This is a genomic window from Brevibacterium sediminis, assembly GCF_024895295.1.
GTDB classification, from domain to species: domain Bacteria; phylum Actinomycetota; class Actinomycetes; order Actinomycetales; family Brevibacteriaceae; genus Brevibacterium; species Brevibacterium sediminis.
Genome location: NZ_JAHQRN010000001.1, coordinates 132,048 through 145,557 on the forward strand (window position 1 = coordinate 132,048; position 13,510 = coordinate 145,557).

The window sequence follows — 13,510 nt, forward strand, 5'->3', positions numbered from 1 at the left end:
TTTCAGCATCGTTGTTCCGCCGACTTGTCGGCGTGGCATCAGGGCCCTGGCGATCCTACCTGGGGCACAGCAGAACCCGGCACGCGGATGGCCGTGTACCGGGCTGCTGATGTTCGCTCGAGCCGACGAATCAGCTCTCAGGCTGATCGATGATCAGTCGTCGTAACTCGAGTGGGATTCGTCGACAGCGAGATGAGAACCGTCGGGATTGCGGTAGAGCTTCACTCCTTCGTGTTCAGCCGTGGCTTGCAGCCGTTCTTCGGAGCTGTCCTCTCGGTAGCCGACCTTCTGCCCCTGGCCGATGTTGGCGCTCTTGAACGCCTTCGAGAACCTTTCGATCGTCTCGGCCAACTTCGATGATCGATGCGTTTCTGCGGTCATGATCCTTCGCCCCATTCCCACGCAGATTGTAGGGAGAATTATAGCTCTCGCGGGGGCCTAAACCCAGGGATGAGGAGCGTTTGGCGGACCTCACAACTGATCAATAGCCAAACCTTTGCACTGTGAGAGGGCGAATCGCTTTACTTAACGAACGTTTAGCTCTAGTTTGGTCTCGTGACTGAACAGAGCAAAGGCAATGGCGTCTTGACGACTGCGACAGAATCCATCCTCTCCGCCAAGGACATCGAGTTCCAACTCTACGACTGGCTCAAGGTCGACGAACTCTGCGACCGACCTCGCTTCTCCGACCATTCGCGTGAAGTCTTCGACTCCGTGCTCGAAGCCAGCGAGGAGCTTGCCAAGGAGCGGTTCGCGACCCATGCACGGAAGTCCGACCTCAATGAACCGACTTTCGACGGCACTGCGGTGACGCTGATTCCTGAGATCAAGTCTGCGCTCGACCAGTTCGCCGGCATCGGCCTGCTGTCGGCGACGATGGATGAGAGCGTCGGCGGAATTCAGCTGCCGCAGACGGTCGCGAAGGCCTGCTTCGCCTGGTTCCAGGCGGCTAATATCGGCACCGCCAGCTACCCGATGCTGACCATGGCCAACGCCAATCTGCTGCTCGAGTACGGCACTGAAGAACTGATCGAGAAGTACGTAGTGCCTGAGCTCGACGGCCGCTTCTTCGGCACCATGTGTCTGTCCGAACCCGAGGTCGGATCCTCCCTGGGAGATGTCACGACGAAAGCCCTTCCGGATCCCCAGGGCGGCGACGATGCGTTCCGCGTCCACGGCACGAAGATGTGGATCTCCGGCGGCGACCACGAACTCTCGGAGAACATCGTCCACCTCGTCCTGGCCCGTGCCGAGGGTGACCAGCCAGGTGTCAAAGGTCTGAGTCTGTTCCTCGTTCCGAAGTACCTCGTCAACGACGATGGCAGCCTCGGAGAACGCAATGATGTCGTTCTGTCCGGGCTCAATCACAAGATGGGGTGGCGCGGAACGACGAACACTCTGCTCAACTTCGGTGAGGGCACGCACACTCCGGCCGGTTCCGCTGGTGCTGTGGGCTACCTCGTGGGGGAGCGGGGCAAGGGTCTTGCCTGTATGTTCCACATGATGAACGAGGCTCGCATCGGTGTCGGAGCAGGTGCGGTCGGACTGGGGTACCACGGGTACCTCGATGCCCTCCGCTATGCCCGCGACCGCCGCCAGGGTCGTCCCGACGGTGCGAAGGGATCCGCTGGTGAGCCGATCCCGATCGCGGAACACTCCGATGTCCGGCGCATGCTGCTGTCGTCGAAGAGCTACGTCGAGGGCGGGCTCGGACTCATCCTCTATGCCGCGCGTCTGCTCGACGAATCCGAAACTGCTGATTCCGAGGCCGAGCGTGACCGTGCGGCACTGCTGCTCGATGTGCTCACCCCGATCGTCAAGACCTGGCCGAGCGTGTGGTGCCTGAAAGCCAACGACCACGCCATTCAGGTGCTCGGCGGAGCGGGATACACTCGCGATCATGATGTGGAGCAGCTCTACCGCGACAATCGGCTCAACCCGATCCACGAGGGCACGCACGGCATCCAGGCCAAGGATCTGCTCGGCCGTAAGGTCATCATGAAGGGTGGGGCCGGTCTGCAGGTGCTGCTGGAGCAGATGCGGGAGACCCTCGCCGAGGCGGCCGACCGATCCGAATGGTCAGGTGAGACCGCGGCACTGACGTCAGCCGTCGATCGCATCGAATCCGTGACTGCCGCAGTGTGGTCGAGCGGGGATCCAACGGTGGCCCTCGACAATGCGTGGACCTATTTGGAAGCAGTGGGCCATACGGTGATGGCGTGGCTGTGGCTGCAGCAGGGAATGGCTGCCGAGGCGACCGTCGGTGAACGTGGCGACTCTGTTTTCCTCAGGGGAAAGATCGCCGCGGCGCGGTATTTCTTCGCCCACGAACTGCCGCAGACCGGCCCATGGTTCGATCTCGTGGAGAGCAGGGCGACGACATTCATGGACCTCGACGATTCCTGGCTGTGAGTGCCGTCAGGTTCTGGGGTCAGGTATTCGCCGATCGGCGATGATGAGCAGTCGCAGGAAGAATCCGCCGATCAGCAGACCTCCGATGAGGTCGGTGGCCCAGTGCCAGCCGAGGGCGAAGGACACGACCACGGAGTTCACGCTGACCGCTGCGACGCCCCAGCACAATAGGCGCACGGTTCTGGTGGAGACCTTGCCGTAAGTGGCAATGAGGTAGGCGACCGCGCCGTAGATGAGCACGGCTTCGGCCGCGTGCCCGGACGGATAGCTGATTCCGCGGCCGCCGATTTCGATGAGACCGCCTTGGAAGAACCGCGGATCGTGCAGGGTGGTCGCCGGTCGAGCGAGGAGGACCTTGAGTGAACCGATGCCGAGGTAGAAGGCCGCTTCGACAGCGATCGCGAAGACGATCGGTCGCCAGGACCGACGTTTGCGCGACAGCACGATCGCGGTGATCGCCAAGACGGGAAGACAGACTGCCTGGCCTGCGATGGGGTCGAGGATGTGCTGAACGAACCAGACGAGATCGGGTTCGAAGAGATAGAGCCACCGTCGATTGAGCTTGTAGTCCCAGACTCGCAGCGGGCCGGCTGCGGCGAATGTGACGACGATGAAAGCGATCGCCAAGACCCAGATTGAGGTTGCCCAGGACAGCAACCCCTGTGCTCGTTCTGTCCACTGACTGCGATCTGAGGGGTTGCTGATCAGCTTCTCGGATTCGACATAGGGTTCAGCAACCATCAGAGTCGATTTTAGACGGAGTCGACAATCACTTCTGCTGTGGGGGATAAAGAAACGGTGAATTCTTGCGAGGATTCTCTGAAAGTCGCGCCGGTCGATCTATCGGAATCAGTGCCCGCGGGCGCGAACGACCATCGTGGCGATGCGCACGCGATTGTTCGTGTCCAGCTTGACGTTGATTCGATTGAGGTGAGTCTTGACCGTAGCCAGGCTCATGAACGTCTCCTCGGCGATCTCCTGATTCGACAGACCGTCGGCCACGAGCTCGGCGATCTGCCGCTCGCGATCGGTGAGTCCGGCCAGCAACTCAAGGGCCTCCCTCTGTAGCCGATGGTCGGAGTTCGACCTGACCTTGGCGATGACCTGCCGCATCGACTGCGGGGCGAGAATGGGCTCACCTGCGTGGACCTTGCGGACCGCAGCAGCGAGATCCACAGGGCCGATGTCCTTGAGGAGGTATCCGGCGGCTCCCGCCTCGAGCGCCCTGAAGAGGTGATCGTCGCTGCTCATGCTCGTCAGAGACACCACCTTCGGCGGTCGTACACTGTTGAGCAGACGCTGAGTAGCTTCGATCCCGCCGATTCCGGGCATCCGTATGTCCATGAGCACGACATCGGGAAAATGCAGACCTGCCTGCTCGACGGACTCTTCCCCGCTCAACGCCGAGGCGACGACGTCGATGCCGTCGGCCGCCTGGAGTATCCCCCTGATCCCGGTGATGACCATGGGATCGTCATCGACGACCATGACTCGGATCGGGGCGGCTTGGTTCATGAATGTCACAATACCTGAGGCTGCTGTCACAGCTTGTCGCAGCGCTGAAGTCGCTGTTCCACATGGCTCTTTCGGCCGTTATCGGCAGACGTTCCGGCAGAATGCGAAACAGTCCGGACAGGCTGCGAACTAGTTCGGAGGAGAGAAGGACCGGAAGCTCACCTGGACGTGGAACTCATTGCCGATCACCCCGATCGACGCGTCTCCGCCGAACATCTCGGCGCGCTCCCGGATGCCGACGATCCCGGATCCCGACCCGGTCGACGCCAAGTGCGCTCCGTGCGGCACCGGACTCGTCCCGGGCAGCCCCCACTTCTGAGCGGGCGCACCGGCGCCGGGTTCTCGCGCCGAACCCGGTGCGTATCGGGGGCGAGGCGGAACATCGACCGGGGCTGAACCACGCGGAAGCGGATTGCTCACCGAGATCTGGATTCCGCGAGCTGCCGAGACGGCGACGTCCACCGTCACGGGCACGTTCGGTGCATGCTTCATCGCGTTGGTCAGAGCCTCCTGAACAATGCGAAAGGCCGCACGGTCGAGCGCAGGCGGGCACGAGTCCACGTCCTGGATGACGACGAGGGGGCGGATGACCGTACCGGTGGAGGCCACAGAGGAGATGAGCTCGGGAATCGCTGACATCGTCGCACGGCTCGGAGGCGACGAGATGCCATGGCCAGGCCGCGGACGGGCCAGATCTCCGCTCCTCACACCACCCACCAGATGACGCAGATCCTCCATGGACGCACGGGCCTCCTCCCGCAGGGCAGACGCCGTCGCAGCGACCTCGGGGTCGGTGCGTGCCCCGACCTCAAGGGCACCGGTATGCAGAGATATCACCGACAGTCGGTGGGAGAGCGTGTCGTGAAGCTCGCGTGCCAAGAGCTCTCGTTCCGACTGCCGCGCGATCTCGGCCGTGAGCGACTCATTGCGCAGAGCTTCGCGTTCGGCGATCGACTCGACCGCCCTCATCTTCCGAGTCCGACGCAGAAGCGCACCGACTCCCAGCGCCGTACACAGTCCGATGACTCCGGCAGCGACCGTGATGATACTGATCGCCAGGTGCGCATCCTCCGGCGGAATGGTCGCCTCGAGCCCGGTGACCTGAGCCGGATCGGGCAGGAAGAAGATGCTGAAGGGATTGTGCTCAGCCGGTGCCAGACACATCCTCACCGTGGAGAACGCGATCAGTCCGGTGCCCACCGCCGAGGCGGTGATCGCCTGCCGCCGGGGTGCTCGGACGACGAGGTGGAAGACCGCAATGAGCAGCATCAGCGCATCGCCCCAACCCGCGGTGAGCAGTCCTCCGGCGACGAAGGGCACCCACGGCCATCGGTGACGGAGGAAGACGAGTCCCCATACGAGGAACAGCAGCAGGACGGCAACGAGTCCGGTGTCGTTGAGTTCCCCGTCGGAGAAGGCCCAGGCATGGGCCGTCACCGCCATTGACGAGGTGAAGAACCCGAAGAGGTAGAGAATGACGCCGACGAGGATGCTGCCGGCGATGCGCACGCCGCGCGGGATTCTGCGGCGAGGGGCGGATTGTACTGACACAAGAGAATCGTAACCGCGGGGGCTGACACACGTAGTCCACCTTTCAGCTGGACGGGATCAACCGATCGGCTGGTGCGGTCCAGCCCGATTGCGGACGCGCCGGGGCGCGGACGGGACGAAGCTGGAGCAGTCAGCCAGAACCAGCTTCGAAGGAGCGTCATGTCCCATTCGCGGAATCCCCAGAACACCCCGCAGCAGCCGCAGTCACCACAGCCTCAGCACCAATGGTCCCCGCAGCACCAGCCCCCTCACAGCAACCACCAGCAGCCAGCTCATAACTTCGACCCCCAACAGTGGGCACCAGCACAGAACGCACCTGCCTACGGAGCCGGCGGCTACCCGCAGCAGCCCTACGGCCAGAAGCCGCCGAAGCGGAAGAAGCCGTTGCTGAAGCGCTGGTGGTTCTGGCTGCTCGTCGTCATCGTCATCATCGCCATTGCCAGCGCGATCGGAGGCGGGGGAGATGACACCAACACTGCGGAGGGCGGCTCGTCCGACGCTCAGCAGTCGGGGGAGTCCACGAAGAAGAAGGAGGCCGCCGACAAACCCGCCGAGGAGGCTTCGTACGGTATCGGAGACACCGTGGCCGCCGATGACTGGGAGATCACCGTCGCAGAGGTCGAGGATGGTGTCTCACAGGTCGGCGACGAATTCCTCAACGCCAAGGCACAGGGACAGTTCGTCCAGATCGAACTGTCGGTGAAGAACACCGGATCGGATCCGAACTTCTTCTTCGAAGACGACATCAAACTCGGTGATGAGTCCGGCAACACCTACTCTGCGGACTCAGAAGCCGGTATCTATGCGGCCGAGAACAACATCCTCTTCCTCGAAGAGATCAACCCCGGAAACACCGCCGAGGGTGTCCTCGTCTTCGACGTGCCCGAAGACGCCGACCCGAACAAGCTGACCTTCGCCGGCGGACTGTTCTCCGACCCGGTGGAGATTTCCTTGAAGTGACCTCACCGGTGCAGCTGTTCCGCCCGGGCGATGATCGACCGGGCGGCGCTGACCGCCTGCCCGAGGAATCCGCGCCCGAACAGACGGATATGAGCGAGCAGAGCGAAGAAGCTGTGCGCCGGCAGGTCCTCCTGCCAACCGTCCGGCATCGGGTGGGCCTGTTCGTAGCCGGAGAAGATCTCCCCGAGAAACGGGGCACCGAAAAGGGCGAGCAGCGCGAGGTCTTCCAGTCGGTGACCGCCGTGGGCGGCCGGATCGATGAGCGTCACCCCGGTCGGTGACCACATAAGATTCCCCGCCCACAGATCGCCGTGGACGCGGGCCGGCGTCTCCGCACCCTCACCGCAGATGCCGGCGAAGGCGCCAGACGCGATGGCATCGATCGCCGAGGCGACCGTCGCCCGGTCCTCACCTCTGAGATCCCCGGCAACCGCAGAGGTCAGGGGTCGTAAGCGCTGCCCGACCCAATAGTCGGTGAAGTCGTCGACGGGCTCGGCAGGCACCTCGAAGGGACTGTCGAGGGGGCCGAAGAATGACTGCGGGGCCGGTGACCAACCGAAACCGGGAGCACCCGCATCGTGGAGCCCGGCGAGGGCACGACCGAAGGCAGCGGCCGCCTCGGCGTTGGGACCGGTTTCCCGGAGACGGCGCAGCCGCAGAAAATCCGGCCCGTGCTCGAGCACTTCGACGACCGGGACCACATCTGGTTCGGCCAGCCACCTCAGCCCGGCGGCCTCGGCGGCGAAGAAGCCGTCCGGGGCGGACTTCCGCAGTTTGAGGAAATCAGTCATGGCCACAGGTTAGTCGGGGGAGCCGTTGTCCGTCAGACCTCGGGTCAGTTCCCGAGCTCGGCGAGGAGACCGGCGGCAACCGCAACGAGGTTGCCATTGCCGGTTGCCCGAGTGCCGTCGATGAGGACCGGAGTGTCCTCCAAACCGGTGCGGATGCCGTGGCCGCGCCTGATGGCTCGGGCATTGACGACCCAGGAGGCGATGCCCTCCCCATGGTGGACCTGCGGCAGTTCGATGCCCGCATCGGCAAGGACCCGCTCGATCGCGGCGGCCTCAGCCAGGGCACGATCCGGATCGGTCTCAGTGGGTTCGACGAGCACGCGTGCGCATCGGTCGGCCAGCCCGGAATCGACGAATGACTCTGCATCGTCGAGGCTGAGCAGACCTGCCTCGACTCGAACACCGCGCTCGAAGAGCAGTTCGCAGACTTCGCGAATTCCCGACTCGCCTTGATTGGCACTGACGAAGTCAGGCAGCTCGGTCCATTCGGAGATGAGCGTGAGACGGACCTGCGGATCGGGTTCGATTTCGGCCGCGGTGCTCAAAGAGATCGGAATGCCCGGGCACGCGGCACGCACCTCACGAATCGTGGCCGAGACCGGTTCGGCATGAAAGGTCTGCCGGCCTGTCGCATCGAAGGGGTGGAGGTGGATGACCTGAGCACCTGCTGCCACGGCGGCGGCCGCCTCGGCGGCGATGGACTGCGGTGTCCGCGGAGTCGCCGGGTGGTCGCGATCACCGTTGAGGGCGGCATGCAACAGCGGTTCGTGCGAAGCTGATCCGTTCATCTGCTCACTGTCTCGCATTCGCGACGGCGAGTACAGGTTCTCACGGCAAGACCGTGGAAGTCAGCCTCGAATCACCGCGGAGACACCGCGCAGGCACGCCGCGATCATGATGGGGTTCGGCGCGGCGTGTTGTTCGGAATGAGCCCGAATGACGGCAGATGCCGTGCAAGGATGAACCATCCTCGACCGAGGTGTCTCACATGGAAATAGGAGCTCAAATGGCTTTCGTTCTCTGGATCATCGCCGCGATCCTCGTCATCTCCGGCATCTTCGCGATCTTCCGCAAGCAGCTGCTGTGGGGAATCGTCCTCATCGTCGTCGGCTGCCTCGTGGGGCCGGGCGGAGTCAGCCTCTTCGCCTGACCGGCAGGTCCCGGACTGTCCCCTGCCCTGGCCGAGGTCATAGGGTGATCCCAGAGTCCGCCCAGCATCGAGGCGGACCCGGAGAGAAAAGGGGCGCCCACACGTGACGGAGACCGGAGACCTGAGTAATGCCGGGGCGCAGAACGGCCATTCGTGCTGCGCCCCGGCGACCAGCCGCGCCGAGGCAGTGGACAGTCATGCCTCGCACCTTGCCGTTGATCCAGCCGTGAATTCGGTTTCGAAGCCCGAGTTCAGCTTCGACTTCGTCACCGCCGGCGGCGCCTTCGACATGGGCGATCCCTTCGGCGACGGGCATCCCGCCGACGGTGAGGGACCACGTCACCGCGTGAATCTCACGGAATTCGAGATCGCGACGACAAGCGTGACGAATGATGATTTCGCCCGGTTCGTCGCCGATACGGGGTTCGTCACCACCGCCGAGCGTCTGGGGACCTCAGCGGTCTTCGCCATGCTCTTGGAGACCAATCCGGGAGCAGAAGCTCACATTCTTGGTCAGGCTCCAGGCGTGCCCTGGTGGGTCGAAGTCTCCGGGGCGAACTGGGCTGCCCCCGAAGGTCCGGGATCGAGCATCGACAATCGAAAAGACCATCCTGTCGTCCACATCAGCTGGGACGACGCCCATGCCTATTGCACGTGGTCCGGGACGCGGCTGCCGAGCGAAGCCGAATGGGAGCTCGCCGCTCGCGGGGGCCTCAAGGGCCGCCGCTATCCGTGGGGCAATCGGCTGCTGACCGACGGGGGATGGAACTGCAATATCTGGCAGGGCGAGTTCCCGCGTATGAACACCCTCGACGACGGCTTCATCGGCACCGCACCGGCCCGACACTTCGCGCCCAATGGGCTGGGCCTGTTCAACACCGTCGGCAATGTATGGGAATGGTGCGCCGACTGGTTCACCCGCGACTACTACCAGCATTCCCCGCAATCCGATCCCCAGGGCCCCGACATCGGAGACAAGCGGATCATGCGCGGAGGATCGTTCCTGTGCCATGACTCCTACTGCAATCGCTACCGGGTGGCTGCCCGCTCCTCGAACACTCCGGACTCATCGGCGTCGAACATCGGATTCCGAGTCGTCCGAAAAGCACACTGAGCTCAGTCCCGGAGCTCCGCACCGAGGCGGCTCATCAGGTGCTCCGTCTCGACCGACAACGTCTTGAGAGCGAACGCCACAGTCTCACGGGCATCCGCTCCGGTCCGGGTCACGGCCGTGATGTGCCGTGACGGGGCATTGTCACCGCTGATGGGGATTCGGCGCACCGGGTGAAGATCCTGCGAGCGCGACATCCTTGACGCCACACATACTCCGAAGCCGCCGTGGACGAGAGCGGTTCCCGTGTTCCAGTCATCGGCGAAATGCCCGATGCGGGGTGCGAACCCGGCCGCCGCGCAGCTGGCCATGACGAGCTGGTGGTAGCCGGTGCCCGGCCTGCCCAGAATCCATATCTCATCGATGGTATCGGCGATTGTGACCGTTGCGCGGTCCGCCAAGGGGTGGTCGAGGGGAACCATGAGGTCGAGCGGGTCGTCGATGAGGAAGTGGTGGCTGAACCGATCATCACCGCCGGCGGGGATGTCGGGAGCCGCGACGACGATGCCGATATCGGCATCTCCGGAGAGCAGGTAGTCGTAGCTTTCGCCGGGTTCGGCTTCGATCGTCTGAGTCTGCATATGCGGGAACTGCCGGTTGAGAGCCCGCATCGTCGGCGGCAGCAGCAGACTGGCGGCGGTGGAGAAACCGCACAGTCCCAACGAGCCGGACACAGTCTCGGAGTAGCGACCGAGATCGGCCAGCGCCATCTCCCACTCTGCCGACATGACATCGACATGGCGCAGCAGTGCCTCGGCAGCCGGGGTGAGCCTGACATTGCGCCCGTGCTGTTCGAGCAGTGCCACTCCGAGCTCGGCAGCGAGCTGTTTGACCTGGTGGGACACCGTCGACGGCGAGTAGCGCAGTGAGTGTGCCGCGGCAGTGACCGTGCCGTGTCGCTGGATCATGCTCAACATGGTGAGCCGACGGTCGATCATGTGATCCTATCGAATGGTTTCGTGGGGTTTCTTACGATAGACAACAATACTCTCGTGGCTCCATCATGGAATCGACAGGGCGATGCGAATAATCACCAGGAGGTCGCAGAGCAGACTCGGAGACGCAGCCGCAGTCACCGAGGGAACAGATGACGACGCGAAGAGACGGAGGTTCCGTTTGGCCGAGAACGCACGTATCAGAGGGACGAGGCGACAGCTGTGGTTCGGTGCGTTGGTTCTGCTCACTCTCTCGGCAGCCGCGAACATGGCCAGCCCTCTGTATCCGCTGCTGCAAGAGGCCCACGGGATGTCGGAGTCCATGATGACTTCGCTCTATGCGACCTATGTCTTCAGCTGTCTGCCGTCGCTGCTGCTGTTCGGCTCGGCTGCTGATGCGTTCGGCCGCAAGCCGGTGCTGCTGGCGGCGATCGCTCTGGTCGGCTTCGGCACTGCGATCTTCGGGATCGACACGGCGGGAGTCGCCGGTCTGTTCATCGGCAGAGCCCTGGTCGGCATCGGACTCGGGTTGGGCACCGGCGCCGGAATCGCTCTCATGGTCGAGGCCTCGCCGGCGAGGAGAGTATGGTTGGGGTCGACTCTGGCGACGATTTCATTCGTCTTGGGGTCGGGCCTCGGCCCGATGCTTGCAGGCGTCGTGTCATCGCTGTCGACGGCGCCGCTCGCTCTGCCGTTCCTCGTCATGGTGGTCCTGATCGTCATCGTCATGGTTCTCATCGCGATGATGCCGCTGCAGCGGCCGATCACTCGGCAGCGGTGGAGGCCGACCTGGCCGTCAGTGCCCGGCGCCATGCGCACAAGCTTCAACATCGCCGCTCTGACCGGGTTCATCGGCTGGACGGCGCTCGGCCTCTTCCTTGCTCTGCTGCCTTCGATGGCGCAGTCGATCATTCCGAGCTCGGGCACTCTGACCTCCGGCCTCATCGTCGGCTCGGTGCTCGTCGTCTCGGCCGCGAGCCAACTGATAGCCCCGAAGCTCCAACCTCGGGCGGCTCAGACCCTGGGGCTGACGCTCATGGGACTCGGGGCGGCACTCCTGCTGTCATCGAATCTGCCCGAGATCAGTCCCGCGGCGGTGAAGGTCATCATGGTTTTCGCGGCCGTGGCCACTGGCATCGGGCACGGGCTGAGTTACTGGGGAGCGAATCGGGAGATCGACGTGCTCACTCCCCCGAAGAATCGAGCCGGCATCTCCGCGGCACTCTATCTCGCCTTCTATGCCGGGGCCGGTGCTCCGGCTGTCGTCGTCGGAGTGCTGGCGCTGAGTATGCCGCTGGTCATCGGCACGATGATCTTCACCTTGGCCCTGCTGCTGGCGACGATCGTCACGATTCCGGTTCCGAGTCTGTCGCAGACGGTGATTCGGCAGTCGAAGGCTGCGGTTGCGGTACCGGATGCCGAACCCGCATCTGCTCTCGGCGACGTCGACGCCGAACGTTTCGACAGCGGATACGGCGGCTCCGGCCGCGACAGCGGGACCGCCTCGGCCGGGCACTCGGCCGCCCGATAGACTGCGAGTCATGTCGAGAATCACCTGCCCCGAACTGAGCACGAAGACTGTCACCGCTGAGGAAGCAGCCCGCCATATCGACAATGGCCAACGCGTGGCGATGAGCGGTTTCACCGGTTCCGGGTACCCGAAGGCAGTGCCGGGGGCGGTCGCCGCACGCGCTCAGGCCGCCCATGATCGGGGTGAGGACTTCCGGATCGAACTGTGGACGGGAGCATCGACGGCGCCGGAACTCGACGGGGTACTCGCCGAGGCGAACGCGGTGAGCAAACGGCTGCCGTTCCAATCCGATCCGGCGATGCGGGCCTCGATCAATTCGGGTGACACCGCGTATGTCGACACTCACCTCAGCCATTCGGCTCAGCAGGCGTGGTTCGGGTTCTACGGCAACCTCGACGTCGCCGTCGTCGAAGTCGCGGCGATCCTGCCCAACGGTCTGCTCGTTCCCGGCAGCTCGGTCGGGAACTCGAAGACATGGCTCGACCTGGCCGATAAGGTCATCCTCGAGGTCAATGACTGGCATCCGCGCGGCTACGAAGGCTTCCACGATGTCTACTACGGAACCCGGCGTCCGCCCGAGCGGCTGCCGATTCAGCTGCTTGAGCCGATGCAGCGCATCGGTGACCCCTATCTGCGTGTCGACCCGGCGAAGGTCGTCGCCGTGGTGGAGACGAACGCTCCGGACCGGAACCTGCCGTTCAAACCTGCCGACGAGGACTCGAAGGAGATCGCCGGCCACCTCGTTGATTTCCTCCGTCATGAGATCGCCGCAGATCGGCTGCCGCCGGAGCTGCTGCCGCTGCAGTCGGGAGTCGGCAATGTCGCCAATGCGGTGATGGGCAATCTCGCCGACAGCGAGTTCGCGGGACTGACGGCCTATACGGAAGTCATCCAGGACGGAATGCTCGACCTCATCGACAGCGGAAAGCTCACCGCGGTGTCGGCGACGGCGTTCTCGCTCTCGGCCGAACGGGCAGCGGACTTCAATGACCGGATCGAGTCGTACAAGGGCAGGATCCTGCTGCGCACCCAGGAGATGTCGAACCACCCGGAAGCCATCCGTCGCCTCGGCATCATCGCCATCAACGGGATGGTCGAGGCCGATATCTACGGCAACGTCAACTCCACGCATGTGACCGGTTCGTCGATCATCAACGGCATCGGCGGCTCCGGTGACTTCGCCCGCAACGCCTACCTCAACTTCTTCGTGTCGAATTCGCAGGCCAAAGCGGGAGCGATCTCTGCGATCGTGCCGTTCGCCAGCCATATCGACCACACCGAACACGACACTCAGATCCTGGTCACCGAACAGGGCCTGGCCGATCTGCGCGGACTGCCGCCGGTGGCCAGGGCACGGAAGATCATCGACAACTGCGCACACCCGGACTACCGCGATCGTCTCAACGACTACCTCGAGCGTGCGATCGCCGCGAATCCGACCGGTCGGCATACCCCGCACATCCTCGCCGAGGCCCTGTCCTGGCACGAGACGTTCCTGTCGACGGGGCATATGTGAGCGGCAGCGACAGCCGCTCGGCCCTGCCGCAGTGGCTG

13 protein-coding genes are annotated in these 13,510 nt (G+C 63.9%); 6 read left to right on the top strand and 7 right to left on the bottom strand.

Annotated features, from left to right (window positions below):
• Window positions 1-153: 153 nt before the first annotated feature.
• Window positions 154-381 (bottom strand): hypothetical protein, encoded by a 228-nt coding sequence (locus KTJ89_RS00590; RefSeq protein ID WP_139907425.1) that lies wholly within the window; start codon window positions 379-381, stop codon window positions 154-156.
• Window positions 382-555: 174 nt separating this feature from the next.
• On the opposite strand from KTJ89_RS00590, the gene KTJ89_RS00595 reads away from it, so the two are divergent.
• Window positions 556-2,412 (top strand): acyl-CoA dehydrogenase, encoded by a 1,857-nt coding sequence (locus tag KTJ89_RS00595; protein ID WP_259356588.1) that lies wholly within the window; start codon window positions 556-558, stop codon window positions 2,410-2,412.
• 6 nt (window positions 2,413-2,418) lie between these two features.
• On the opposite strand, the gene KTJ89_RS00600 is transcribed toward KTJ89_RS00595, so the two are convergent.
• The 3 genes from KTJ89_RS00600 to KTJ89_RS00610 form a co-directional block, all read right to left on the bottom strand.
• Window positions 2,419-3,153, bottom strand: a complete 735-nt coding sequence (locus KTJ89_RS00600; protein ID WP_248284046.1) for a phosphatase PAP2 family protein — start codon at window positions 3,151-3,153, stop codon at window positions 2,419-2,421.
• Window positions 3,154-3,261: 108 nt separating this feature from the next.
• Window positions 3,262-3,927, bottom strand: a complete 666-nt coding sequence (locus KTJ89_RS00605) for a response regulator (protein WP_139469587.1) — start codon at window positions 3,925-3,927, stop codon at window positions 3,262-3,264.
• Window positions 3,928-4,056: 129 nt separating this feature from the next.
• Window positions 4,057-5,478, bottom strand: a complete 1,422-nt coding sequence (locus KTJ89_RS00610; protein WP_259356589.1) for a sensor histidine kinase — start codon at window positions 5,476-5,478, stop codon at window positions 4,057-4,059.
• 159 nt (window positions 5,479-5,637) lie between these two features.
• Between KTJ89_RS00610 and KTJ89_RS00615 the strand changes: the two genes are divergently transcribed.
• Complete coding sequence (locus tag KTJ89_RS00615) at window positions 5,638-6,438, top strand: DUF4352 domain-containing protein (protein ID WP_259356590.1); 801 nt, start codon at window positions 5,638-5,640, stop codon at window positions 6,436-6,438.
• 2 nt (window positions 6,439-6,440) lie between these two features.
• Here the strand turns inward: KTJ89_RS00615 and KTJ89_RS00620 are convergent, their stop codons facing one another.
• Both KTJ89_RS00620 and KTJ89_RS00625 read right to left on the bottom strand, forming a co-directional pair.
• Window positions 6,441-7,229: a fructosamine kinase family protein gene (locus KTJ89_RS00620; RefSeq protein WP_259356591.1), complete on the bottom strand. Its 789-nt coding sequence runs from the start codon at window positions 7,227-7,229 to the stop codon at window positions 6,441-6,443.
• Window positions 7,230-7,273: 44 nt separating this feature from the next.
• Entirely contained in the window at window positions 7,274-8,017 is a 744-nt protein-coding gene (locus KTJ89_RS00625) for a 3-keto-5-aminohexanoate cleavage protein (protein ID WP_259356592.1), read from the bottom strand.
• A gap of 218 nt (window positions 8,018-8,235) precedes the next feature.
• On the opposite strand from KTJ89_RS00625, the gene KTJ89_RS00630 reads away from it, so the two are divergent.
• Window positions 8,236-8,379, top strand: a complete 144-nt coding sequence (locus tag KTJ89_RS00630) for a GPGG-motif small membrane protein (protein WP_172168774.1) — start codon at window positions 8,236-8,238, stop codon at window positions 8,377-8,379.
• Between the two features lie 121 nt (window positions 8,380-8,500).
• Window positions 8,501-9,493: a formylglycine-generating enzyme family protein gene (locus KTJ89_RS00635; protein ID WP_445607643.1), complete on the top strand. Its 993-nt coding sequence runs from the start codon at window positions 8,501-8,503 to the stop codon at window positions 9,491-9,493.
• Window positions 9,494-9,495: 2 nt separating this feature from the next.
• Here the strand turns inward: KTJ89_RS00635 and KTJ89_RS00640 are convergent, their stop codons facing one another.
• The gene (locus KTJ89_RS00640; RefSeq protein WP_259356594.1) at window positions 9,496-10,428 is read right to left on the bottom strand and encodes a LysR family transcriptional regulator; all 933 of its coding nucleotides are present in this window, start codon (window positions 10,426-10,428) and stop codon (window positions 9,496-9,498) included.
• A gap of 178 nt (window positions 10,429-10,606) precedes the next feature.
• Here KTJ89_RS00640 and KTJ89_RS00645 point away from each other — a divergent pair, with 178 nt between their 5' ends.
• Window positions 10,607-11,956 (top strand): MFS transporter, encoded by a 1,350-nt coding sequence (locus tag KTJ89_RS00645; protein WP_259356595.1) that lies wholly within the window; start codon window positions 10,607-10,609, stop codon window positions 11,954-11,956.
• Window positions 11,957-11,966: 10 nt separating this feature from the next.
• The gene (gene scpC / locus KTJ89_RS00650) at window positions 11,967-13,472 is read left to right on the top strand and encodes a succinyl-CoA:acetate CoA-transferase ScpC (RefSeq protein ID WP_259356596.1); all 1,506 of its coding nucleotides are present in this window, start codon (window positions 11,967-11,969) and stop codon (window positions 13,470-13,472) included.
• Window positions 13,473-13,510 lie beyond the last annotated feature (38 nt).

Bases quoted from the DNA above. Each gene is read 5' to 3' on its own strand.
- scpC (WP_259356596.1), top strand. From the start codon at position 11,967: ATGTCGAGAATCACCTGCCCCGAACTGAGCACGAAGACTGTCACCGCT.
- KTJ89_RS00615 (WP_259356590.1), top strand. From the start codon at position 5,638: ATGTCCCATTCGCGGAATCCCCAGAACACCCCGCAGCAGCCGCAGTCA.
- KTJ89_RS00630 (WP_172168774.1), top strand. From the start codon at position 8,236: ATGGCTTTCGTTCTCTGGATCATCGCCGCGATCCTCGTCATCTCCGGC.
- KTJ89_RS00590 (WP_139907425.1), bottom strand. From the start codon at position 381: ATGACCGCAGAAACGCATCGATCATCGAAGTTGGCCGAGACGATCGAA.
- KTJ89_RS00625 (WP_259356592.1), bottom strand. From the start codon at position 8,017: ATGAACGGATCAGCTTCGCACGAACCGCTGTTGCATGCCGCCCTCAAC.
- KTJ89_RS00605 (WP_139469587.1), bottom strand. From the start codon at position 3,927: ATGAACCAAGCCGCCCCGATCCGAGTCATGGTCGTCGATGACGATCCC.
- KTJ89_RS00640 (WP_259356594.1), bottom strand. From the start codon at position 10,428: ATGATCGACCGTCGGCTCACCATGTTGAGCATGATCCAGCGACACGGC.
- KTJ89_RS00600 (WP_248284046.1), bottom strand. From the start codon at position 3,153: ATGGTTGCTGAACCCTATGTCGAATCCGAGAAGCTGATCAGCAACCCC.
- KTJ89_RS00620 (WP_259356591.1), bottom strand. From the start codon at position 7,229: ATGACTGATTTCCTCAAACTGCGGAAGTCCGCCCCGGACGGCTTCTTC.